At 69.5% G+C, this 23626-nt stretch carries 19 protein-coding genes and 3 pseudogenes; 19 read left to right on the forward strand and 3 right to left on the reverse strand.

The window, feature by feature from the left end; genetic code table 11:
• Nucleotides 1-76 precede the first annotated feature (76 nt).
• From KIV56_RS17535 to metE, 3 genes and pseudogenes are all read left to right on the forward strand, one after another.
• Nucleotides 77-553, forward strand: coding sequence for a methylenetetrahydrofolate reductase (locus KIV56_RS17535; protein ID WP_281534416.1), 477 nt, complete (start codon nucleotides 77-79; stop codon nucleotides 551-553).
• Nucleotides 469-1065 carry a methylenetetrahydrofolate reductase gene (locus KIV56_RS17540; protein WP_281534417.1) on the forward strand — a complete coding sequence of 199 codons (597 nt, stop codon included), beginning with the start codon at nucleotides 469-471 and terminating at the stop codon, nucleotides 1063-1065. Before KIV56_RS17535 ends, KIV56_RS17540 begins: the two co-directional genes overlap by 85 nt.
• 167 nt (nucleotides 1066-1232) lie before the next feature.
• Nucleotides 1233-3574 (forward strand): annotated as a pseudogene (gene metE, locus KIV56_RS17545) (5-methyltetrahydropteroyltriglutamate--homocysteine S-methyltransferase).
• A gap of 302 nt (nucleotides 3575-3876) precedes the next feature.
• Here metE and lexA read toward each other — a convergent pair.
• Nucleotides 3877-4572 carry a transcriptional repressor LexA gene (lexA, locus tag KIV56_RS17550; protein WP_281536210.1) on the reverse strand — a complete coding sequence of 232 codons (696 nt, stop codon included), beginning with the start codon at nucleotides 4570-4572 and terminating at the stop codon, nucleotides 3877-3879.
• A 316-nt stretch (nucleotides 4573-4888) separates the two neighbouring features.
• Between lexA and KIV56_RS17555 the strand changes: the two genes are divergently transcribed.
• From KIV56_RS17555 to KIV56_RS17590, 8 genes and pseudogenes are all read left to right on the forward strand, one after another.
• A complete protein-coding gene (locus tag KIV56_RS17555) occupies nucleotides 4889-5245 on the forward strand; it encodes a LysM peptidoglycan-binding domain-containing protein (RefSeq protein ID WP_281534418.1) in 357 nt (118 codons plus the stop codon).
• A 92-nt stretch (nucleotides 5246-5337) separates the two neighbouring features.
• Nucleotides 5338-6426 (forward strand): histidinol-phosphate transaminase, encoded by a 1089-nt coding sequence (locus KIV56_RS17560; protein WP_432432573.1) that lies wholly within the window; start codon nucleotides 5338-5340, stop codon nucleotides 6424-6426.
• Nucleotides 6427-6451: 25 nt separating this feature from the next.
• Nucleotides 6452-7090, forward strand: a complete 639-nt coding sequence (hisB, locus tag KIV56_RS17565) for an imidazoleglycerol-phosphate dehydratase HisB (protein WP_281534420.1) — start codon at nucleotides 6452-6454, stop codon at nucleotides 7088-7090.
• Nucleotides 7087-7719: an imidazole glycerol phosphate synthase subunit HisH gene (gene hisH / locus KIV56_RS17570; RefSeq protein ID WP_281534421.1), complete on the forward strand. Its 633-nt coding sequence runs from the start codon at nucleotides 7087-7089 to the stop codon at nucleotides 7717-7719. Before hisB ends, hisH begins: the two co-directional genes overlap by 4 nt.
• Before the next feature lie 61 nt (nucleotides 7720-7780).
• On the forward strand, nucleotides 7781-8521 hold the full coding sequence (gene priA, locus KIV56_RS17575; protein WP_281534422.1) for a bifunctional 1-(5-phosphoribosyl)-5-((5-phosphoribosylamino)methylideneamino)imidazole-4-carboxamide isomerase/phosphoribosylanthranilate isomerase PriA: 741 nt from the start codon (nucleotides 7781-7783) through the stop codon (nucleotides 8519-8521).
• A complete protein-coding gene (locus KIV56_RS17580; protein WP_281534423.1) occupies nucleotides 8505-9326 on the forward strand; it encodes an SseB family protein in 822 nt (273 codons plus the stop codon). Before priA ends, KIV56_RS17580 begins: the two co-directional genes overlap by 17 nt.
• Before the next feature lie 51 nt (nucleotides 9327-9377).
• Nucleotides 9378-14242, forward strand: a pseudogene (locus KIV56_RS17585) (ATP-dependent helicase).
• A gap of 8 nt (nucleotides 14243-14250) precedes the next feature.
• A complete protein-coding gene (locus KIV56_RS17590; protein ID WP_281534424.1) occupies nucleotides 14251-15030 on the forward strand; it encodes a DNA-formamidopyrimidine glycosylase family protein in 780 nt (259 codons plus the stop codon).
• An 82-nt stretch (nucleotides 15031-15112) separates the two neighbouring features.
• On the opposite strand, the pseudogene KIV56_RS17595 reads toward KIV56_RS17590, so the two are convergent.
• A pseudogene (locus KIV56_RS17595) lies at nucleotides 15113-15461 on the reverse strand (DUF1844 domain-containing protein).
• Between the two features lie 277 nt (nucleotides 15462-15738).
• Here KIV56_RS17595 and infC point away from each other — a divergent pair.
• From infC to rplT, 3 genes are read left to right on the forward strand one after another with little or no spacing between them, the layout of a single operon-like run.
• Nucleotides 15739-16323 (forward strand): translation initiation factor IF-3, encoded by a 585-nt coding sequence (gene infC, locus KIV56_RS17600; RefSeq protein WP_134446986.1) that lies wholly within the window; start codon nucleotides 15739-15741, stop codon nucleotides 16321-16323.
• Nucleotides 16316-16510 carry a 50S ribosomal protein L35 gene (gene rpmI, locus KIV56_RS17605; protein WP_134446988.1) on the forward strand — a complete coding sequence of 65 codons (195 nt, stop codon included), beginning with the start codon at nucleotides 16316-16318 and terminating at the stop codon, nucleotides 16508-16510. The genes infC and rpmI overlap by 8 nt, the downstream gene beginning before the upstream one ends.
• Nucleotides 16511-16537: 27 nt before the next feature.
• The gene (gene rplT, locus KIV56_RS17610; protein WP_134446990.1) at nucleotides 16538-16924 is read left to right on the forward strand and encodes a 50S ribosomal protein L20; all 387 of its coding nucleotides are present in this window, start codon (nucleotides 16538-16540) and stop codon (nucleotides 16922-16924) included.
• A 116-nt stretch (nucleotides 16925-17040) separates the two neighbouring features.
• On the opposite strand, the gene KIV56_RS17615 is transcribed toward rplT, so the two are convergent.
• Complete coding sequence (locus KIV56_RS17615) at nucleotides 17041-19281, reverse strand: glycosyltransferase family 39 protein (RefSeq protein ID WP_281534425.1); 2241 nt, start codon at nucleotides 19279-19281, stop codon at nucleotides 17041-17043.
• A 135-nt stretch (nucleotides 19282-19416) separates the two neighbouring features.
• Here KIV56_RS17615 and KIV56_RS17620 point away from each other — a divergent pair, with 135 nt between their 5' ends.
• The 5 genes from KIV56_RS17620 (at nucleotide 19417) to KIV56_RS17640 (ending at nucleotide 23626) form a co-directional block, all read left to right on the forward strand.
• Complete coding sequence (locus tag KIV56_RS17620; RefSeq protein WP_243013531.1) at nucleotides 19417-20220, forward strand: TrmH family RNA methyltransferase; 804 nt, start codon at nucleotides 19417-19419, stop codon at nucleotides 20218-20220.
• Nucleotides 20221-20320: 100 nt separating this feature from the next.
• Nucleotides 20321-21109, forward strand: a complete 789-nt coding sequence (locus tag KIV56_RS17625) for an amino acid ABC transporter ATP-binding protein (RefSeq protein WP_281534426.1) — start codon at nucleotides 20321-20323, stop codon at nucleotides 21107-21109.
• A gap of 72 nt (nucleotides 21110-21181) precedes the next feature.
• The gene (locus KIV56_RS17630) at nucleotides 21182-22177 is read left to right on the forward strand and encodes a glutamate ABC transporter substrate-binding protein (RefSeq protein ID WP_281534427.1); all 996 of its coding nucleotides are present in this window, start codon (nucleotides 21182-21184) and stop codon (nucleotides 22175-22177) included.
• Entirely contained in the window at nucleotides 22158-22805 is a 648-nt protein-coding gene (locus tag KIV56_RS17635; protein WP_281534428.1) for an amino acid ABC transporter permease, read from the forward strand. Before KIV56_RS17630 ends, KIV56_RS17635 begins: the two co-directional genes overlap by 20 nt.
• A 41-nt stretch (nucleotides 22806-22846) precedes the next feature.
• Nucleotides 22847-23626 carry an amino acid ABC transporter permease gene (locus KIV56_RS17640; protein ID WP_281534429.1) on the forward strand — a complete coding sequence of 260 codons (780 nt, stop codon included), beginning with the start codon at nucleotides 22847-22849 and terminating at the stop codon, nucleotides 23624-23626.

Below are 23626 nucleotides of genomic sequence, written 5' to 3' on the forward strand. Positions count from 1 at the left end.
CGCCAGGGCTCCCTGGCGGTCCGCGGCCGCCCGGCCATTTCAGTGAACACACTGGATTCTGTCGAATGAGGAATGAATGTCCACTCCACCGGACTCCGCCCGCACGCGGCGCATCCCGTTCTCCTTCGAGCTGTACCCGCCCAAAACGGATGCCGCGGCATCCGCTCTCGCGACGACGATCGACCATCTCGCGGCGGCAGGGCCCGACTTCCTCTCGGTCACCTACGGAGCAAACGGATCCTCGCGTCGCTCCTCGCTCGATGTGCTCAGCCGCATCCTCCGCACGACGAACGTCGAAGCGATGGCGCACCTCACCTGCGTCGGCTCGACCCACGACGAAGCGAATCGGCTGATCCGCGAGTTCCTCGACGCGGGAGTGCGCAGTTTCCTCGCCCTCCGCGGCGACCCCCTGCCGGCACGAAGGAAGGCGAGGCGTTCCTCGGCGACTTCGGCAGCGCCGCGGAACTCGTGCAGCTCATCCACCGGGTGCAGGCCGAGAAATCGCCGTACCGTGAGACGATCATCCCCGGTATCCCGGCGGCCCGCGCCGTGAAGCCCGGCCACGAGAAGGTGCGGATCGCCGTCGCGGCGTTCCCGAACGGCCATCCCCGGTCACGCTCCTCGGCGCAGGACATCGACACCCTGCTCGCCAAGCAGGCCGCGGGCGCGAACCTCGGCATCACCCAGCTCTTCTTCCACGCCGACCACTTCCTGAGCTTCGTCCAGCGCGCCAGGGAGGCCGGTGTGCTGTTCCCGATCCTGCCCGGCATCATGCCCGTGACAAGCCCGGCCAGACTGCGACGGATCATCGAGCTCTCCGGCGAACAGATGCCCGCAGACCTGTCCATCCGGCTCGAGATCGAACCGACCAAGGAGGGCCAGCGGGAGATCGGCATCCAGCACGCCGTCGACCTCGCCAGCCAGGTGATCGCAGGAGGCGCCCCCGGGCTGCACCTGTACGCCTTCAACCAGCACGAGACCGTGCTCGAGGTGCTCGACGGCTGCGGCCTGCTCGGCGCACCGACGCCGGTTCGGGCGCACACGGGACTGCCGGCGGCCGTGTAACCGCCGCCCAGCGGCCCCACCCCGGTCGCCGCCACAATTCTCACTCTCCGCCGAACGCGGGCTCGTGCCCCGGAGTTCCGTCGCGCCCGAAAGCGCGCCGGCCGACACCCCAGCCTTCGCTCAGACCACCATCCGCTTCACCGCCCCATCACCGCAAAGGAAACGTCATGACCCCCACCGCCCCGTTCCCCACCGGCACGATCCTCGGCTACCCGCGCATCGGCCCGCGCCGCGAGCTCAAGAAGGCGGTCGAATCCTTCTGGGCCGGCACGTCGACCGCCGCCGAGCTCGAGGCCACCGCTGCCGGACTCCGCCAGGCCACGCGCGACCGCCTCACCGCTCTCGGTCTCGGCCGCTCCGACTCCGCCATCCCCGAGTCCTTCTCCTACTACGACCAGATGCTCGACGCACTCTGCACGGTCGGCGCCGTGCCCGCCCGCTTCGCCGGGCTCGTCGACGCTGACGGACACATCGACCTCGCCGGATACTTCACTCTCGCCCGCGGCGAAGGGGACAGCCTTCCGCTCGAAATGACCAAGTGGTTCGACTCGAACTACCACTACCTCGTTCCCGAAATCGGCCCGGACACCGAGTTCTCCCTCTCGAGCGACCGGATCGTGCGCGAGTTCGAGGAAGCGCGCTCGGCCGGCTTCCTGACCCGGCCCGTCATCGTCGGCCCGGTCACCTTTCTGCTGCTCAGCAAGCCGAGCGACGAAGCCCCCGCGGGTTTCCGGCCGCTCGACCGGCTCGACGACCTCATCCCCGTCTACGCGACCCTGCTGCAGCGCCTCGCCGACGCAGGCGCCGAATGGGTCCAGCTTGACGAACCGGGTCTCGTCAGCGAGAGCATCGACGTGCCCCGCGCCGATACCCTCAGCGCCGTGCAGTGGTCATACGGGACCCTCGGCCACCTCGCCCAGCGCCCGGCGATCTTCGTCGCCGCACCCTATGGCAGCCTCGGCGACGCCCTGCCCGTGCTCGGCGCTGCGCCCATCGAGGCCATCGGCCTCGATCTCGTCCGCGGCGCACTGCCGGCGCCCGTCCCCGGCCTCGACGGGAAGACCCTCGTCGCCGGTGTCGTCGACGGGCACAACGTCTGGCGCGGCGACCTGGCGGATGCCTTCACGAGCGTCACCGGACTGGGCGCGCTGTCGACGCGGGTCGCCGTCTCAACCTCGACGAGCCTGCAGCACGTCCCGCACACGATCGCTGATGAGCCCGCACTCGGTGCCGAGCTCCTGAGCTGGCTCGCCTTCGCCGACGAGAAGGTCGGCCAGGTCGCGACCCTCGCCCGTGGGCTGACGGAGGGCCGGGAGGCGATCGCCGCCGAACTGGCCGCCGCGTCCGCGGCACTGGCCGCCCGCAGGCTCCGCTCCCGGCGTCCGTGATGGCGAAGTCCGGGCCCGCGCCGCGGAGCCTCACCGACGCCGCATACCGCCGTGGCGCCTACGCTGACCGGCTTGTCGCCCAGGAGACCGCGCTTGCGCTGCCGTTCCTGCCGACGACGACCATCGGCTCCTTTCCGCAGACGGGGGAGATCCGTCGCGCCCGCGCCCGCTTCCTGAAGGGAGTGCTCACGGCCGACGAGTACCGCGACCTGATGCGCGCGGAGATCGCCCGGGTCGTCGCCCTGCAGGAGGAGCTCGGCCTCGATGTGCTCGTGCACGGTGAACCCGAGCGCAACGACATGGTGCAGTACTTCGCCGAGAACCTCGACGGCTTCGCGGTCACCGAGAGCGGCTGGGTCCAGTCCTATGGCAGCCGGTGCACGCGTCCGTCGATCCTCTGGGGCGATGTGTCCCGGCCGAAGCCGATCACCGTCGAGTGGTCGACCTACACGCAGGGGCTCACCGCGAAGCCGGTCAAGGGCATGCTGACCGGACCGGTGACCATCCTCGCCTGGTCCTTCGTGCGCGACGACCAGCCCCTCGGTGAGACGGCGCGTCAGGTCGCCCTCGCCCTCCGCGACGAGATCGCCGACCTCGAGGCCGCCGGAATCGGCATCGTCCAGGTCGACGAGCCCGCACTGCGCGAACTGCTCCCGCTCGAGAAGGCCGGGCACGCCGACTACCTCGACTGGTCCGTCGGCTCGTTCCGGCTCGCGACCGCCGGCGTGCGTGACGCCACGCAGATTCACACCCACCTCTGCTACTCAGAGTTCGGCGTCGTGCTCGAGGCGATCCGCGCCCTGGATGCCGACGTGACGAGCATCGAGGCCGCACGCTCCCGCATGGAAGTCGTCTCGGACATCCAGACCAACGGCTTCGACCACGGCATCGGCCCGGGCGTCTACGACATCCACTCGCCGCGGGTGCCGGGCGTTGCCGAGCTCACGGACTTGCTCGACCGGGCCGTCGCGGCCATCCCGGCCGGCCAGGTGTGGGTGAATCCGGACTGCGGGCTCAAGACCCGCGGCTACGCCGAGACGGTCGAGTCCCTGACCCACATGATCGAGGCGACCCGCATCGTGCGCGCCCGCCTCGCCGCAGGAGTCCCCGCCCGCGCCTGACCTGGTCCGGGCGCCGCTGCGCGCCAGACCCGCCACGCGACAGTCCCGCCACGCGACAGTCCCGCCAGACGCGCCAGTTCAGCCGCTTCGCGCCAGCTCCCGTTCTTCGCGCTCCAATTCCGCCGTTTCGCGCCAGGCATGCCTGGCGCGAAACGGCGCAGTTGGCGCGCGCCAAAGCGTGGCACACGCCGGAGTGCGATCGTGCGCCGGGTTGAAAGCGAGCGCGGACGATCCAGCGAGTGCGGACGATCCAGCGAGCGCGGACGATCCAGCGAGCGCGGACGCTCGAGCGAGCGCGGCAGCTAGAGGGAACGCAGGACGGCGACGATCTTGCCGAGGATCTCGGCGTGGTCGCCGAGGATCGGCTCGAAGTTGGTGTTCCTCGGCAGCAGCCAGGTGTGGCCGTCACGCTGCCGGAAGACCTTCACCGTCGCCTCACCGTCGAGCATCGCGGCGACGATCTCGCCGTTCTCCGCGGTCTTCTGCTGGCGGACGACGACCCAGTCACCGTCCATGATCGCGGCGTCGATCATCGACTCACCGACGACCTTGAGCATGAACAGCTCGCCCTTGCCCACGAGCTGGCGCGGGAGCGGGAAGATCTCGTCGACCTGTTGGTCGGCCATGATCGGCACACCGGCGGCGATCCGACCGACGAGCGGCACCATGGCCGCGTCGCCGACCGGGGTTCCCTGCTGGAAGTTCTCCGCGGCTCCGGCGGCGGTGTCCTCCGGAGACTGCGGCAGCTCGATCAGCACCTCGAGCGCCCGGGGCCGGTTCGGGTCCCGGCGCAGGTAGCCGCTCAGCTGGAGCTGGTTGAGCTGGTGGGTGACACTCGACAACGACGACAACCCGACGGCGTCACCGATCTCCCGCATGCTCGGCGGATAACCCCGCTGGCCGACGGAGCGCTGGATGACGTCCATGATCGCGCGCTGCTTGTCGCTCAGGCTCTTCCTCCGACGTGTCCCACCGCGTTCGGGGGAACTGGCGGTCAACGGGGTCACGCTGTCCTGGGTCACGATGTCGCTCCTGTCGGTGGCGGTGGGCGGTGGTGGGCGGTCGTCCCGGCGGATGCCGTGAGGCGACCGTATCCGAATGTCAGTGGTCGCTGGTTGAGTTCACACCAGTCAATCGAAACTGTAACCAGTGCGGGGCGATGTGCAGACATTCATTCGAGTGTGTCGTGTACTTCACCCCAATAATAACCGGAGAAAGTCTTGATTGTTCGAACAATCGAATATATATTCGGAACATAGCTTCGTATCCGGCTCTCCCGGCCGAGAGCCGGATACGAATACACAGGAGGCAGACATGAGCACAACAATCGAGCTGGTCCCGGGGGCGCACACCCGGCTGCGCATCACGCGGCGCGGTCGTGCCGTGCTGACCGCGATCGCCGGCGTCCCCCTCGTCGTGGGCGCGCTGGCCATCGCCCTCAACGGCGGCCTCGCCGCCGCCGACGGCAGTACGTTGAGCGGCGCCAGCGGAAGTGCGACGACGTTCGACTACGTCACGATCCAGTCGGGCCAGTCGTTGTGGCAGCTTGCAAAGCGCATCGCGCCCGCCGCCGACCCGCGCGAAGTCATCGCCGAGATCGTCAACCTGAATCAGCTGCCCTCCGAGAGTGTGCAGCCGGGCCAGCGCCTGGCCCTCCCTGCCGAATACTGAACCCGCCGAATACTGATCCAGCCGGATCCTGAAGTAGTCGGATCCTGAACCACCGGCGATAACGCCCACCGGTGCTGAAGCCCATCAGTATTATGGGGGGAGTGACCAGTCTCAACGACCTGCCCCTCCGCGACAATCTTCGCGGGCTCACTCCCTATGGGGCACCGCAGCTGCACGTGCCGGTCGCGCTCAATGTGAATGAGAACACCCACGGGATCCCCGAGGACGTGGCCGTCGACATCGCAGCAGCCCTGGCCGCCGCGATCCGCGGGATCAACCGGTACCCGGACCGCGAGTTCACGGAACTGCGCGAGGCAATGGCCCGCTACCTCGGTCACGGTCTCACCCGCCAGAACATCTGGGCGGCCAACGGCTCCAACGAGGTCCTCCAGCAGGTGCTGCAGGCCTTCGGCGGGCCGGGACGCACCGTCCTCGGGTTCGCCCCCACCTATTCGATGTACCCATTGCTCGCCTCGGGCACCGGAACGCGCTGGGTCGCCGGTGACCGCGACGCCGACTTCGAACTCACCCCGGAACGCGCCGTCGACTGGGTCAACCGGGTCAGCCCCGACCTCGTCTTCCTGTGCTCCCCGAACAACCCGACCGGGACCCCGCTCTCGCTCGACGTGATCGCGGCCGTCTACGACGCCTGCGACGGCATCGTGGTCGTCGACGAGGCCTACGCCGAATTCGCCCCGGTGGGGACGGCATCCGCCCTCACCCTGCTGCCCGGGCGTGAACGCCTGCTCGTCTCCCGCACGATGAGCAAGGCCTTCGCGTTCGCCGGCGCCCGGGTGGGCTACCTCGCGGCCGACCCGGCCGTGACGGATGCTCTGCGCCTCGTTCGCCTGCCGTACCATCTCTCGGCGCTCACCCAGGCCGCGGCCGTCGCCGCGTTCGCGCACACTCCGGAGATGCTGCGCATGGTCGACGACATCCGCGGCCAGCGTGACCGCCTCGTCACCGAGCTGGGCCGGTTGGGCTACCGGCCCTTGCGCAGCTGGAGCAATTTCGTGCTCTTCGGCGGCGTCGCCGACCCGCGCGGCACCTTCGAGGCGCTGCTCGCCGAGGGCATCCTCGTGCGCGACGTCGGGATCCCCGGCCACCTGCGGGTGACGGCAGGCACCGAGAGCGAGACGAGCGCTTTCCTCGACGCCCTCGAAGCGCTGGGCCACGCGTAACCGCCGGGGCCAATAAACTAGCGGCATGAGCTCACAGTCACCGGCCGCACCGTCAACGACCGCACAGGCGCGCACCGCACACCTGCAGCGGGAGACGAGCGAGTCGAGCATCGACCTGACGATCAACCTCGACGGCACCGGCGTCTCCGACATCCACACCTCGGTGCCGTTCTACGACCACTTGCTCACCGCGTTCGCCAAGCACTCCCTGACCGACCTCACGGTGCGGGCGACCGGAGACATCGAGATCGACGTGCACCACACCGTCGAAGACATCGGCATCGTGCTCGGACTCGCCATCCGGCAGGCGCTCGGCGACAAGTCCGGCATCTCCCGCTACGGCGACGCGCTCGTGCCGCTGGACGACGCCCTGGCCCAGGCCGTCGTCGACATCTCCGGACGACCGTACCTCGTACACACCGGGGAGCCGGCCGGCTTCGAGTTCCACCTCATCGGCGGGCACTTCACCGGCTCGATGGTACGCCACGTCTTCGAGGCGATCGCCTTCAATTCCGCGCTCACCGTGCACATCACCGTGCTCGGCGGCCGAGACCCGCACCACATCGCCGAGGCCGAATTCAAGGCCTTCGCCCGGGCATTCCGCCAGGCCAAGGCCTACGACCCGCTCGTCTCCGGCATCCCCTCGACCAAGGGCGCGCTGTGACGAGCGTCGTCGTCTTCGACTACGGCACGGGCAACGTGCACTCGGCCGTGAAGGCGCTCGAGCTCGCCGGAGCCGACGTGACCCTGACCAGCGACCGCCGCACCGCCCTCGAGGCTTCCGGACTCGTCGTGCCCGGCGTCGGAGCGTTCAGCGCCGTGATGAGCGCCCTCACCGCCGTGCGCGGCGACGAGATCATCGACCGCCGCATCGCCGGGGAACGACCGGTGCTCGGCATCTGCGTCGGCATGCAGGTGCTCTTCGAACACGGCGTCGAACGCGGCTCGGAGACCGAGGGACTCGGCGAATGGCCCGGCACCGTCGCCCAGCTGCCCGCGAAGATCCTCCCGCACATGGGCTGGAACACCGTCACCCCCGACCCGGACTCGCGCCTCTTCGCCGGCATCGAGGACGAGCGGTTCTACTTCGTGCACTCCTTCGCAGCCCAGGAATGGACGCTCGAGGTCACGCCGCCGTTCCCCCGGCCCCGGCTCACCTGGGCGGAACACGGTGGACCGTTCCTCGCCGCCGTCGAGAACGGACCGCTCTCCGCGACCCAGTTCCACCCGGAGAAGTCGGGTGAGGCCGGCATCCGCCTGCTGAAGAACTGGATCGGCACCCTGCGGGATTGACCATCCCTCGCGCATTCTGTTCGGCGGCCTTGCCGCACCCATCCCTGATCTGAGGACTACCGTGACTGAAACCACCCCCCGCCTCGTCCTGCTCCCGGCCGTCGACGTCGCAGACGGCAAGGCCGTGCGCCTCACCCAGGGTGAGGCAGGCACCGAGACCAACTACGGTGACCCCGTCGACGCCGCCCTCGACTGGGCGAGGCAGGGCGCCGAGTGGATCCACCTCGTCGACCTCGACGCGGCCTTCGGGCGCGGCACCAACACCGAGGTGATCAGCCGGGTCATCCGCGAGGTCGTCGGAGTCAGGATCGAACTGTCCGGAGGTATCCGCGACGACGCCTCACTGCAGGCGGCGCTCGGCGCGGGCGTCAGCCGGATCAACCTCGGAACGGCAGCCCTGGAGAACCCGGACTGGGCCGCCCGCGTGATCGCAGAACACGGTGACGCCGTCGCCGTCGGCCTGGACGTGCGCGGCACGACCCTCGCCGCCCGCGGCTGGACGAAGGAGGGCGGCGACCTCTGGGAGGTGCTCGCCCGCCTCGAGGAGGCCGGCTGCTCCCGCTATGTCGTGACCGACGTCACCAAGGACGGTACCCTCCAGGGTCCGAACCTCGACCTGCTCCGGCAGGTGCTCGAGCACACCGATCGTCCCGTGGTCGCCTCCGGCGGCATCTCGAGCCTGGCCGACCTGGTCGCCCTGCGCGAACTGGTCCCGCTCGGGCTCGAGGGTGCGATCGTGGGCAAGGCGCTCTACGCCGGCGCCTTCACCCTCGGTGAGGCACTGGATGTCGCCGGCCGTTAACCTCGGATCGACCGGACTCCCCGGGGGCCCAGAGGGCCAGGGCGGCCACGGCGGCCCCGCCGATTCCGCAGGACAGCCCTGGGCCGGCCGGGCTTTCGAGGCCAACGACCACGCCGGCGACGACGGATCGGCCCCGCTCGAGCTCCTCGCCGCCCTCGCCCGCTACCGCGACCGGGAGTCGGGAGAGGAGGCCGTCGTCGACGCGATCCGCTCCTCGCGGCTCTTGATCCCGCTCGTGACGGCGCTCGGGGACTCCGGCCACACCGAGGCCGGCCTCCTGGTCGACAAGACCCAGGAACTCTCGATCATCACCGTTGCAGGCCCGGACGGCCGGAACGTGCTCCCGGTGTTCACCTCGGCCGAAGCCATGGCCGCGTGGAACATTGCGGCGCGGCCGGTGCCGGCCGACGGCATCCGGATCGCCCTCGCCGCGGCGCAGGAGAACACCGACCTCGTCGTACTGGACCCGACCGCGCCGACCGAATACGTCGTGCGGCGGCCTGCCCTGTGGGCGATCGCCCAGGGCCAGCCGTGGACGCCGAGCTACGCGAGCCGTGCCGTCGCCGATGCCTTCGCTGAGTCGATCACGAGCGAGCTGAGCGTGCTCGGCGTCGCCCTCTCCGCGGGCGACCCGCTCGGCCGGCTCGCCGGGCCCGAGCTCGTGGTGCGCCTCGAACTCGTCGACGGCCTGACCCGCGTGGAACTCGACGCGACGCTCGCCCGGCTCGCCGCGCGCTGGTCGGCGAGCGACACGATCGCGACGCAGGTCGATTCCCTGCGCGTGCAGCTCGCCGCGTCGAGCTGAGCGGGCCGGTGGCTGCGGCCGATTGTCAGGGGTGAGCGGGAAGATGGAGAGATGACCGAGGTCCTGCAGAGATTCTCGCCCGCCACCCGGGCCTGGTTCGGCCAGGCCTTCGCCGCGCCGACCGAGGCCCAACTCGGCGCCTGGGACGCCATCACCCGGGGCTCGCACGCGCTCGTCGTCGCCCCGACCGGCTCGGGCAAGACCCTCGCGGCCTTCCTGTGGGCCATCGACCGGCTGGCGACCCCGGCTCCGTCAGGGCAATCCGCGACAACGGATGCTGCCGGAACCGGAACCGGAACCGGGGTCGGCGTCGCCCCGCTGCCGCGCACCCGGGTGCTCTACATCTCCCCACTCAAGGCACTCGGCGTCGACGTCGAACGGAACCTCCGCGCCCCCTCGTCGGCATCACCCAGGCGGCGGCCCGGCTCGGCTTCCCTCCGGTCACGGTGACCGTCGGCGTCCGCTCGGGAGACACCCCGGCCGCCGACCGGCGCACCCTCGTCAAGACGCCCCCCGACATCCTGATCACGACGCCGGAGTCGCTCTTCCTGATGCTCACCTCTGCGGCCCGCGACTCCCTGCGCGGCGTCGACACCGTGATCATTGACGAGGTGCACGCCGTCGCGTCGAGCAAGCGCGGCGCCCACCTCGCCGTCTCCCTGGAACGCCTCGACGAGCTGCTCGCGCGGCCGGCGCAGCGGATCGGCCTCTCGGCGACCGTGCGCCCGGCCGCGGAGGTCGCCCGCTTCCTCGGCGGCTCTGCCCCGGTGCAGATCGTCAACCCCGCCGCGGGCAAACGCTTCGACCTCCGCGTCGTCGTCCCCGTCGACGACATGACCCAGCTCGGCCCCGTTCCCGAACGGGAGGGGGCGACCGCGGCCGCCGCACCGCAGGCAGGCTCGATCTGGCCGCACGTCGAAGAGGCGATCGTCGACGAGGTGCTCGCACACTCCTCGTCCATCGTCTTCGCGAACTCGCGCCGTCTCGCCGAGCGACTGACCGCGCGCTTCAACGAGATCTACGCCGGGCGCCTGGCGGATGCCGCCGAGCGGGCCACGGGCGAACTCACGCCGGTCGGAGCAGGCCTCGCACCGGCATCCGTCGCCGAGGGCGCTGCCGGAACTGCTGCCGAGGGCGCTGCCGGTGAGGCCCAAACATGGAGTGCGGCGGCCCCGGTGCGGCCGCCCGCGGACCTGATGGGCGCGAGCGGCCAGAGCGCGGGAGCCGAGCCGCTCCTCGCCCGCGCGCACCACGGCTCGGTGAGCAAGGAACAGCGCTCGATGATCGAAGAAGACCTCAAGGCCGGGCGGCTGCGCTGCGTGGTTGCGACGTCGAGCCTCGAACTCGGCATCGACATGGGCGCGGTCGACCTCGTCGTGCAGGTCGAGTCTCCGCCCTCGGTCGCGAGCGGGCTGCAGCGGGTCGGCCGCGCCGGGCACCAGGTCGGCGAGATCTCCCGCGGCGTGATCTATCCCAAGCACCGTGCCGACCTCATCCACGCCGCCGTCGCGGCCGAGCGGATGGTCGCCGGGCTGATCGAGTCGATCGCGGTGCCGTCCAACCCCCTCGACATCCTCGCCCAGCAGACCGTCGCCGCCGTGGCGCTCGAGCCGATCCAGTCCGAGGACTGGTTCGACATCGTGCGCCGCAGCGCCCCGTTCCAGGGCCTGCCCCGCTCCGCATACGAGGCCACCCTCGACCTCCTCGCCGGCCGGTATCCCTCCGACCAGTTCGCCGAACTCCGCCCCCGGATCGTCTGGGACCGCGACACCGGCCTCCTGACCGGGCGCCCCGGCGCGCAACGCCTCGCCGTCACGAGCGGCGGCACCATCCCCGATCGCGGGCTCTTCGGCGTCTTCATGGTCGGCGGTGACCAGGCCACGGGCCGCCGGGTCGGCGAACTCGACGAGGAGATGGTCTACGAATCCCGGGTCGGCGACGTCTTCGCCCTCGGCACCACGAGCTGGCGGATCCAGGAGATCACCCACGACCGGGTGCTCGTGCTCCCGGCGTTCGGCGAGCCGGGACGGCTGCCGTTCTGGAAGGGTGACGGCCTGGGCCGGCCGGCGGAACTCGGTGAGGCCGTCGGCGCCTTCGTCCGCGAGGTCTCCGCCCTGCCGGAGGCCGCCGCCCGGGCCCGCTGCGCGACCGGCGGGCTCGACGAGCGTGCCGCGAACAACCTGCTCACCTTCCTCGCCGACCAGCGGACGGCCACCGGGCAGCTGCCGACCGACCGCACCCTCGTCGTCGAACGGTTCCGCGACGAACTCGGCGACTGGCGGGTGATCCTGCATTCCGCATACGGCATGCAGGTGCACGCGCCGTGGGCGCTCGCGGTCGCCGCCCGGGTGCGGGAGCGGTATGGGCTTGACGGCGGGTGCGTCGCGAGCGACGACGGCATCGTCGCGCGCATCCCCGACACCGACTCCGAACCTCCCGGCGCCGAGCTCTTCGTCTTCGAGGCGGAAGAGATCGAGCAGCTCGTGACCGACGAAGTCGGTGGCTCCGCGCTCTTCGCAGCCCGGTTTCGGGAGTGCGCGGCGCGCGCCCTGCTGCTCCCCAAGTACAACCCGGGCACCCGGTCGCCGCTCTGGCAGCAGCGGCAGAAGGCCGCCCAGCTGCTCGAGGTCGCCCGCGAGTACCCGACCTTCCCGATCATCCTCGAGACCGTGCGCGAATGCCTGCAGGACGTCTACGACCTCCCGGCCCTGCTCGACCTCACCCGCAAGATCAACAGCCGCGCGATCCGCCTCGTCGAGACCCGGACCGACACCCCGAGTCCGTTCGCGAGCACACTGCTCTTCGGCTACGTCGCCGCGTTCATGTACGAGGGCGACTCCCCGCTCGCCGAACGCCGGGCAACGGCGCTGTCCCTCGACTCGAGCCTCCTCGCCGAACTGCTCGGCCGGGTCGAACTGCGGGAGCTGCTCGACCCGGCCGTGATCGAGCAGACGGACGCCGAACTCCAGCGCCTGCCCGCCGACCGGCACGCGCGGGGAGTCGAGGGCATCGCCGACCTGCTGCGCCAGCTCGGCCCCCTCACGACGGAAGAGGTCGCCGCCCGGCTCGATACCGCGGGTGGCCCCGACGCCGAAGCCGGCCTCCTCGAGCTCGTCGCCGCGCGCCGCGTGCTGCGGGCCGGGTTCGCCGGCCGACAGTGGTGGGCCGTGATCGAAGACGCCAGCCGGCTCCGCGATGCGCTTGGCGTTCCGGTGCCCCTCGGGGTGCCCGCCGCGTTCACCGAAACCGTGCCCGACCCGCTCGGCGACCTCGTCAGCCGGTACGCGCGTACGCACGGCCCGTTCACCGTGGCGGATGTCGCCGATCGCTTCGGTCTCGGCGCTGCCGTCGCCCTCGGGGCGCTGCGCCGCCTCGCCGGCACCCGTCGGGTGATCGAGGGCGAGTACCGGCCGCACGGAACCGGCAGCGAATGGTGCGACGCCGAGGTCCTGCGTCGGCTCCGCCGGCGTTCCCTCGCCGCCCTGCGGCACGAGGTCGAGCCCGTCGACCAGATCACGATGGGCCGATTCCTGCCGGCCTGGCAACACGTCGGCGGGAGGCTCCGCGGCGTCGACGGCGTCGCATCCGTCATCGAACAGCTCGAAGGGGCGCGCATCCCCGCGTCGGCGTGGGAGTCGCTCGTGCTGCCCGCCCGGGTGAGCGACTACCGGCCGGCGATGCTCGACGAGCTCACCAACGCGGGCGAGGTGCTCTGGGCGGGAGCCGGCACCCTCGCCGGCAACGACGGCTGGATCAGCCTGTACCTCGCCGAGACCGCGGCGCTCACCCTTCCGCCTCCTGCCCCCGTGGAGACCACGGAATTGCAGCGCGAGGTTCTCGCGACCCTCGGCAGCGGGGGCGGATTCTTCTTCCGCCAACTGGCCGACGCGGTCGGCAGCCAGGACGACGTGCTCCTCGCCGCCGCCCTCTGGGACCTGGTCTGGGCCGGCCTCGTCGGCAACGACACCTTCGCCCCGGTGCGGGCGCTGCTCTCCGGCGGCCGCACGGCGCACAGCACCAAGCGGGCGGCGCCGCGGGCCCGCCTGCACGGCGGGCGCGGCTTCGCCAGGTCGGCGATGCCTCTCCGCGGTGGGCCGCCGACGGTGTCCGGCCGCTGGTCGATCGTGCCCGTCGCCGACGATTCACCCACCCGCCGCGCCCACGCCCTCGGTGAGACCCTGCTCGAGCGCTACGGCGTCGTCACCCGCGGCGCCGTCGTGGGCGAGGGCGTCACCGGCGGCTTCGCACTCGTCTACCGCACCCTGAGCGGCTTCGAGGAATCCGGGCATTGCCGGCGCGGCTACTTCATCGACGGGCTCGGCGCCGCACAGTTCGCGACCGCCGGCACGATCGACCGGCTGCGGTCGTTCACGGAGTCCGACTCCGGCTCGGGCGGAACCGGGGGAGCGGGCTCCACCGCGACGGGGCAGGGCGCGCCGGTCGTCGTCACGCTCGCGGCGACCGACCCGGCCAACCCGTACGGGGCCGTGCTGCCCTGGCCTGCCCTCCCGACGGGAACCAGCCACCGTGCCGCCCGCAAGGCCGGCGCGATCGTCGTTCTCGTCGACGGCGCCCTCGTGCTCTACGTCGAACGCGGCGGCAAGACCGTGCTCGCTTTCGACGGAAGCCAGGTCGGAGGGGCCGACGATGTCGACGGCAGCGCGGCGCCGGCGGGTGACCGCGCCGATGCCGCCGGTGCCGCTGGTGCTGCCATCGACGCCGACGGCGCCGCGGCCCGTGACGCACTGTTCGCAGCCGCGGCCGGCGCCCTCGCCGCCACCGTGACAAGCGGGCGGATCGCCAAACTGGGCGTCGAGACGGTCAACGGCGTCTTCGTGATCGGCACCCCGTTCGGCCGCGCGCTCCAGGGCGCGGGATTCGGCGTGACGCCGAAGGGCCTGAAGCTCCATGCCTGAGGACGACCGTGCCTGAGGGTGACACCGTCTGGCTGACCGCTCACAACCTGGACACGGCGCTGCGCGGTGCGGTGCTGACCGGCTGCGACATCCGCGTGCCGGCCTATGCGACCGTCGACCTCACCGGCGACACCGTGCACGAGGTCGCGAGTCGCGGCAAACACGTGCTGATCCGGGTGGGCGAGGCCAGCATCCACTCGCACCTGAAAATGGAGGGCGCCTGGCACCTGTACCGGCACGGTACCCCGTGGAAGCGGCCTGCGTTTCAGGCCAGGGCCGTGCTCGAGACCGCCGACTGGGTGGCGGTCGGGTTCGAACTCGGGGTACTCGAGGTGCTGCCCGCCGGGCAGGAGGCCGCGCGCCTCGACTACCTCGGCCCCGACCTGCTCGGCGCCGGCTGGGACCCGGCCGAGGCCGTGCGCCGCCTCGAGGGGCGGCCCGAGCGTCCGATCGCGGTCGCACTCGCCGACCAGTCGAACCTCGCGGGTCTCGGCAACGAGTACGTGAACGAACTCTGCTTCCTGCGCGGTGTGCTGCCCACTCGGCCGGTGGCAGACGTCACGGATGTTGACGGTCTCGTCGACCTCGCGCACCGGCTGATCGTCGCGAACCGCGGCAGAACCGACCGGATCACCACGGGTTCCGCCCGCCGCGGCGAGCAGTCCTGGGTCTACGGCCGCGCCGGCCGGCCGTGCCGCCGCTGCGGCACCCGCATCCGCCAGGGCACGCTCGGCCGCTCTGAGCTCGAGCAGCGGGTCACCTACTGGTGTCCCCGCTGCCAGACCTGACCTGCCAGCTGAGGTGTCGCATATCGATGTTCGCGGGTCGCGGGAACGTCGATATGCGACACCTCAGGGAAGGGTGATCGAGCTAGTTGACCGGGCCGGTGTACTTCTCGCCGGGGCCGGCGCCGATCGGGTCGGGGATCGCGGAGGCCTCGCGGAACGCGAGCCTGCAGCGAACGCAGCCCGTCGCGCAGGCTTCGCGCGTGCATGTCGGCGATATCGGGGGCGGCCGCCGTCACGAGCCCGGCGAGGGCGTTGATGAGCTTCCGGGCCTCGTCGAGGTCGATCTGCGTGTCGGGGTCGTCGGCGAGCCCGCACTTGACCGCGGCGGCGCTCATCAGGTGCACACACGCCGTCGTGATGATCTCGACGGCGGCAACATCGGCGATATCGCGGGTTTCCTGGCTGGCATCCTGGCTTGTGCTACTTGTCACTGCATTCCTCTGTTAGACTCGTCCGGGCTCCGAGGTATTTATCTCGGTACGAAAGTGGATAATCTCCCACCCGCGCATACCGCTTCACAAAGGTTACCGGGTTGTTTGCACTCCGCCGTCGTGGCACTGGAAACAGTGGCGCGAAGGTAGACAGGGTGCCGTACGTAGTGTTTGAGCAATAACGCTCCACCATTTCGCACGCGATTTTCCTCTCTTCGTCGCCAGGCGGCATCCGTTGCCTGGCTGTAGTCACGATGCATGAGAGAAGGAGAGACGCATCAGCGATCCCCGTACAAATGACCGTATCCGCGTCCCTGAAGTCCGTCTTGTCGGCCCCGCCGGCGAGCAGATCGGGGTCGTGGCCATTGACGTCGCACTGCGCATGGCACAGGAGGCGGATCTGGACCTCGTCGAGGTTGCCCCTACCTCCAAGCCGCCGGTCGCAAAGATCATGGACTACGGCAAGTTCAAGTACGAGGCTGCGCAGAAGGCCAAGGAGGCCCGGCGCAACCAGGCGAACACCATTCTTAAGGAAGTTCGGTTCCGCCTCAAGATCGACACGCACGACTACGAGACCAAGCGCAAACGCGCCGAAGGCTTCCTCAAGGCCGGCGACAAGGTCAAGGCCATGATTCTTTTCCGTGGCCGTGAACAGTCCCGTCCCGACCAGGGCGTACGACTGCTCCAAAGATTTGCCGAGGATGTCGCGGAATTCGGTTCGGTCGAATCGAGCCCGACTATCGACGGTCGAAACATGGTCATGGTGATTGGCCCACTGAAGAACAAATCAGAGGCCAAGGCAGAGGCCAATGCACATAGAGCTGCTGATAAGGCAGCGAAACAGGAGGAAAAAAATGCCTAAGATGAAGACCCACTCCGGGACTAAGAAGCGCTTCAAGGTAACCGGCAGCGGCAAGATCATGAAGCAGCAGGCCGGTTTGCGCCACAACCTCGAGGTCAAGAGCACCCAGCGCAAGTCCCGCCTGAACCACGACCAGGTGTTGGCCAAGGCCGACGCCAAGGTCATCAAGAAGCTTCTCGGTCGCTAGACCCCGTACCCCTAAAGGAACAAGAAAATGGCAAGAGTAAAAAGAGCGGTCAATGCTCACAAGAGCCGCCGCGTCATCCTCGAGCGCGCCAAGGGTTACCGCGGCCAGCGCTCCCGTTTGGTCACGAAGGCCAAGGAGCAGCTCACTCACTCCTTCACATACAGCTACCGTGACCGTCGTGCACGCAAGGGTGACTTCCGTCGCCTGTGGATCCAGCGGATCAACGCTGCGTCCCGCCAGAACGGCCTGACCTACAACCGCCTCATCCAGGGCCTCGCCCTGGCCGGCATCGAGGTCGACCGTCGTATCCTCGCCGACCTCGCGGTCAACGAAGCGGCCACCTTCGCCGCCATCGTCGAGAGCGCCAAGGCAGCACTGCCCGCCGACACGTCGGCACCGAAGGTCAAGGCCTAGCCTTCACGCTTCAGCGCCGTTCGGTTCGCTAGCAGTTCGTTCCACCAGCACTCCGCATCACCCAAAACGGGAGCGGGCCCCAGGGCCCACTCCCGTTTTTGCGTGCCCGCGGCCGGTCAGGCGGCGGGGGACGAGAGGTCGTAGACCGTCGAGCCGCCGACCGTCGTCGCGGTGTATGTCGCGGCTACCCAGGTCGCGATGGCCGTCGCTGTGCTGTCTCCGCCGCCCATGCCGCCGCCGCCACCCTGGCTTCCCGAGATGTAGTAGCCCACGTCACCGGCCGCGACAGCCGCCTGGAACTCGGCGAGGGTCGGCGTCGGGTCGCTGCTCCAGCCGCCGATCGCCATCACGGCGACGCCGGTGGATAGTTCGAGCGTCGCAGCAGATTGCGATCCGTCGACCGCCGCCGCCCAGCGGGCCGTCGAGGCGGCGAGCAGGGCGGTGAGGTCGGACGCGGTCGCGGAATCCGAACCCGAGCCGGAGGGAGCGGAGCCGGAGCCGTCGGCGTTCGCCGCGGCATCCGTGCCCGTGTCGGTCGTGCCGGAGCCGGTCGCGTCCGTCGTGCCGGTACCGGTACCGGTGTCGGTCGTTCCGGTCGTGCCCGAGCCGTCTGGGCCGCCGGTGCCTCCCGTCGGGGGAGTGCCGCCCGCGCCTTCCGGCGGGGTGCCGCCGTCTGGCCTCGTGCCACCGCCGCCGGTGGGGGCGCCGCCCATGAGGCCGCCAGCCGTGCCGCCACCCATGCCGCTCGAAGACGAGATCGAACCGACCGAGGGAATCGAGCCGTTGTGTGCGACGGAAGCGGTCGCGATCGCGTATGCCGCGCTCCCGCCGAGACCGCCGAGCATGCCGACCAGAACCGCGACGGTCGTGAGGCGACGCCAGCTCAGGGCGGCGCCGACGACGAAGCTTGCCACGCCGATCAGGGTCACCGCGAGCAGTGTCCAGCGCAGCCACGGCAGCCAGTCCGCGTTCTCGGAGAGGAGCACGAAGCCCCAGGCGCCCGCGGCCGCGATCATCGCGGCGAGTCCGAGCCGGCCGAACCAGTGCGAGCGCCCGTGCCAGAGCACGACGCCGCCGGTTCCGACGAGGCCCGCGATCGCCGGGGCGAGGGCGACCGTGTAGTACGGGTGGATGGTGCCGCTCATGTAGCTGAAGACGAGTCCCGTCACGAGCAGCCAGCCGCCCCAGACCACGAGAGCAGCGCGGGCGCCGTCGATGCGGTGCCGCTTCCGGGTCGCCCAGAGACCGAGGACCAGGGCGAGCAGCGCCGTGGGCAGCAGCCACGAGATCTCGAGGCCCATCTCGCTGCTGAACAGGCGGTCGAGCCCTGTCGCACCGCCGAAGCTCGAGCCGGCAGCGGCCGTCGTGCCGCCGCCGCCCGCGTTCCCGCCGCCGCCGGCGGTCGCGCCGAAGATCCGGCCGAGGCCGTTGTAGCCGAAGACGAGGTCGAGCACGGTGTTGTCCGTGGACCCGCCGATGTAGGGGCGAGCGGATGCCGGCCACAGCGCGACCGCGAGCACCCACCACCCCGCCGACACGACGAGGGCGCCCGCGGCGATACCGAGGTGCGCGAGGCGGCGCCAGACGGTCGTGTTCGCGAGCAACAGGTAGGCGAGACCGAAGGCCGGCAGTACGAGGAGGCCCTGGAGCATCTTGGTCAGGAACGCGAAGCCGAGGGCGACGCCGGCGAGGGCGAGCCAGCGCCAGCTCGCTGAGGGCAGTGCGCGGATCACGCAGTACGCGGCCGCCGTCATCAGCACCGTCAGGAGCGCATCCGGGTTGTCGAAGCGGAACATCAGCGCCGCTGCGGGAGTGAAGGCGAGCAGAGCGCCGGCCACGAGGCCGCCGACGGCGCCCAGCCGCGGGCCGAAGGCCACGAGGCTGCGCCGCACGGTCGCGAAGACGAGGGCGACGGCCGCGACACCCATCAGCGCCTGGGGCACGAGCACGCTCCAGCTCGAGAAGCCGAAGATCCGCGCCGAGAGCCCCATCACCCAGAGCGAGGCCGGCGGCTTGTCGACGGTGATGAAGTTCGAGGAGTCGAGAGACCCGAAGAACAGGGCGGTCCAGCTCTTGGACCCGGCCTGCACCGCGGCGGCGTAGAAGCTGTTCGCCCAGCCGCTCTCGCTCAGGTTCCAGAGGTAGAGCAGGCCGGTCATGATGAGGAGCGCCCAGAAGGACGGCCGGATCCAGGCGGCGTCCGCGCGTTCGCCGAGAATGGCCCGGGCGAGCAGTCCGCGGCGCGCCGTCGAGGGCGAGTCGGCGGTGGACGGGGTGGACGAAGTGGACGCACCGTGCGCGCTCGGCACGAATACGGGTGGGCGGGTCGCGTGACCCGGAACGATGTGGCCGGTCATGGCTCCTCCAAAGGTTGATCCTTTGAGCTTGCCGAGTGCGTCCTTGGGTCGGCTATGCCGGCGCTATGAGGTGGCTATGGCCGGCCGTCAGCGCGGCATCCGCGCCGTTCCGGCCCCGGCAAGTAGGCTGGCAGCATGTTAGATAATCCCCGTTCTCCGCGCGTGCGGGCCGTTGCGAAGCTGTCGAACCGGGCCGCGCGCTCCGAGACCGGGCTGTTCCTCCTTGAGGGCCCGCAGGCCGTCGCCGAAGCCCTGAACTTCCGTCCAGAGCTCGTCGTCGAACTGTACGCAACCCCGACGGCCCTCGAGCGCCACCCCGAGATCGCCGAAACCGCCGTCGATGCCGGCGTCGACGTCGAATTCGTGACAGAGCAGGTCCTCGAGACGATGGCGGACACCGTCACCCCGCAGGGCTTCGTCGCGGTCTGCCACCAGTTCCCCACCTCGGTCAAGGAGATCTTCGCCAAGGAGCCCAAGCTCATCGCCATCCTCGAAGAGGTGCGTGACCCGGGCAACGCGGGCACGATCATCCGGGCAGCGGATGCCGCCGGTGCCGACGCCGTGATCTTCACCGGTCGCAGCGTCGACCTCTACAACCCCAAGGTCGTGCGCTCGTCCACGGGCTCGATCTTCCACCTGCCTGTCGCCGTCGGCGTCACCCTCGACGACGTCCGGGAACGCGCCCGCTTCGCCGGCCTCCAAATCTTCGCCGCCGACATCAAGGGCACCGACCTGCTCGCCGCCCGCAACGAAGGACTCCTTCTCGCGCCGACGGCCTGGCTGTTCGGCAACGAGGCCCGCGGGCTGACCGACGAGGACCTGGCCCTCGTCGACCGCTCGATCACCGTGCCGATCTACGGCCACGCCGAGTCGATGAACCTCGCGACCGCGGCATCCGTCTGCCTGTACGAAAGCGCCTTCGCGCAGCGCAGCATCTAGTTCGGCGAAGGCCGGTCCGGCCGTGCAAAGTGTGTGTTTCGTTCGGGCCTAACTGATCAGAATGGCAAGAACCTCGACTTTTGTGACCTAAGTTGGGGTGATGGAGCCAACAGATCCCACGCCGGCTACGTCGAACATCACGGTCCGTCGAGGTGAGCCCCTCGTGGTCGTAACCGATGTGAACAAGCACTTCGGCGAGCTGCACGTCCTCAAGAACATCAACGCCGTCGTCACCCGCGGCGAGGTCGTCGTCGTCATCGGCCCGAGCGGGTCGGGCAAGTCCACGCTCTGCCGGGCCATCAATCGCCTCGAGACGATCGACTCCGGCGTCATCACGATTGACGGGCAGGCCCTTCCAGAAGAAGGGAGGGGCCTGGCCCGGCTGCGGGCCGACGTCGGCATGGTCTTCCAGGCCTTCAACCTGTTCGCGCACATGACCGTGCTGCAGAACGTCACCCTCGGGCCGATCAAAGTGCGCGGGCTGTCCAAAGCCGACGCCGAGACCCGGGCAATGGCCCTCCTCGAACGGGTCGGCGTCGCCAACCAGGCGCACAAGATGCCCGCCCAGCTCTCCGGCGGCCAGCAGCAGCGCGTTGCCATCGCCCGGGCCCTCGCGATGGAGCCCAAGGTGATCCTGCTCGACGAGCCGACGAGCGCGCTCGACCCCGAGATGATCAACGAGGTTCTCGAGGTCATGATCGACCTCGCCAACGATGGAATGACCATGATCGTCGTCACCCACGAGATGGGCTTCGCCCGGCGGGCCGCCAACCGGGTCATCTTCATGGCCGAGGGCGAGATCGTCGAGGAGTCGACCCCCGACCGATTCTTCACCAACCCCCAGAGCACCCGCGCCAAGGATTTCCTCTCGAAGATCCTCGCGCACTGAGGATCCACAGCCCGCAGAATGCGCCAGTCACGCGACCGGCGATCCCAGCACCCAGCACCCCAGGAGGACACCATGCGGCTCAACAGAGGTCTCGTGATTTCTGCCATCGCCCTCGCGAGTGTTCTCACACTCAGCGCCTGCACCGACTCCGGTGCGAACCCTCCGCCGGGCCCCGCCGTCGCCACCCCGACGTTCGCGCCGGGAACGACCATGGCGAAGCTCGCCGCGGCAGATAAGATCACGATCGGCACGAAGTTCGACCAGAAGCTCTTCGGACTCAAGAGCCCGGACGGTACGCCGGTCGGCTTCGACGTCGAAATCGGCAAGATCATCGCGGCCAAGCTGGGTATCGCAGCGAACAAGATCACTTGGGTCGAGACCGTGTCCGCCAACCGGGAACCGTTCATCCAGAACGGCCAGGTCGACATCGTCATCGCCACGTACACGATCAACGACAAGCGCAAGGAGGTCGTCTCGTTCGCCGGGCCGTACTACCAAGCCGGACAGGACCTGCTTGTGCTCGCCGGCAACCCGAGCAGGATCACCGGGCCGGAAGACCTCGCCGGCAAGCCCGTGTGCACCGTGAGCGGCTCCACCTCGGAGAAGAACATCGCCGCGTATACGACCAACGTGATCGCGACCGACACCTTCTCCAACTGCCTTGGCCCGCTGCGCAGCGGTGAGGTCGTCGCGGTCACCACCGACAATGTCATCCTCGCCGGCCTGTCCGCACAGAACTCCGGCGAGTTCGAGGTCGTCGACAAGCCCTTCACCCAGGAGCCGTACGGCATCGGGCTGAAGAAGGACGACACCGAATTCCGGGCCTTCATCAACGACACCCTCGACGCCTCCTTCACCGATGGAACCTGGGTGGCCGCCTGGAAGGCCACCGCGGGCACGGTCCTCGACACCCCCCACCCCGCCGACAATCAACCGTTACTAGAACCCGCGCGACGCCGGGCGGATGCCGCGAGAGCATCCGGAAAGGGTGTTGCGGCATCCGCTCGTGTACGGACACGTGTTAAACCAACAGAAGGGGAGTCGAGACATGGACGCAGTCATCGATAATCTGCCGGTCTTCCTCGAAGGCTTTCGAAATACCCTCGGCCTGCTCGTCATCTCCGGGGTGGGTGCACTTATTCTCGGCATGATCGTTGCGGGCCTGCGCATCTCACCCGTCGCCTCCTTCCGGGGCTTCGCGACGGTCTACACCGAGATCATCCGCAACACGCCCCTGACCCTGATCCTCTTCTTCTGCGCCTTCCTGCTGCCGTACCTGCAGTTCTCGCCCGGTTACTTCACGCTCGCCGTGATCGGTCTCACCGTCTACACCTCGCCCTTCGTTGCCGAGGCGGTGCGCAGCGGGATCAACGGCGTGCACGTCGGTCAGGCCGAGGCCGCCCGCAGCATCGGGCTCGGCTTCGGACAGTCGCTCGCGTTCGTGATCCTGCCGCAGGCGCTCCGGATGGTCGTGCCGCCGCTGATCAACGTGTTCATCGCTCTGGCGAAGAACACCTCCGTCGCCGGTGCCTTCTTCGTCTTCGAACTCTTCGGCGCCGCCCGCCAGGTCACCAATGACCGCGGCGACCGGGTCCTCGCGATCCTGCTCGCTGTCGCCGTCTTCTACCTGCTGATCACCGTCACCCTCGGCGTCTTCGCCGGCCGGGTCGAGAAGAGAGTGGCGGTGCTCCGATGACCTCGGTCCTCTACGATGCGCCAGGCCCCAAGGCCCGGCGGATGTCCCGCATCATTTCCTACGTCGGCGTCGCCGTGATCGCGGTCGGTGTGATCGCCCTCGTGCTGGCCCTCGGAGCCCCGAAGACGAGTGTCAACGGCGCCGTGCAGCCGGGTCTCTGGGACCTGAGCCACTGGGACGTGTTCAACGACGTCCAGGTTTGGCGCGCGCTCGGTGCCGGAGCGCTTGCGACCCTCGAGATGGCCGGGGTCGCGGCCGTGTTCGCGCTCGTCATCGGCGTGTTGTTCTCCTTCGGCCGCGCCTCGGATGCGGCCTGGATCCGGGTGCCGACCACGGTCGTGCTCGAATTCTTCCGCGGCATGCCCGTGCTGCTGATGATGCTCTTCATCCTGCTCGTGTTCTCGACCGGGTCGTTCTGGGCCGGCGTGGCCGCTCTCGCCGTGTACAACGGCGCGATCATCGGCGAAGCCCTCCGCGCGGGCATCAAGGCACTCCCGCGCGGACAGCGTGAGGCGGGACTGGCGATCGGCCTGACGCCCATCGCGACACGACTCCGGATCGAATTCCCGCAGGCGTTCCGGCAGATGCTGCCGATCATCATCGCCCAGCTCGTCGTACTGCTCAAGGACACGTCGCTCGCCTTCGTGGTGGGATACTCCGAACTCCTGCGCAGCATGCGCGACCTGACCAACTTCTTCGGCAACCGATACTCCTTCTCCTTCTTCTTCGTCGTGCTCGTCATCTACCTCGCAATGAACCTGTCGCTGTCGTGGCTGGCCCGGCGCATCGCCCGGCGGAGCGGGCCTGAGCCCACGCACTAA

Origin of the sequence: Cryobacterium breve (genome assembly GCF_027594785.1) — a bacterium.
Taxonomy (GTDB): Bacteria; Actinomycetota; Actinomycetes; order Actinomycetales; family Microbacteriaceae; genus Cryobacterium; species Cryobacterium breve_A.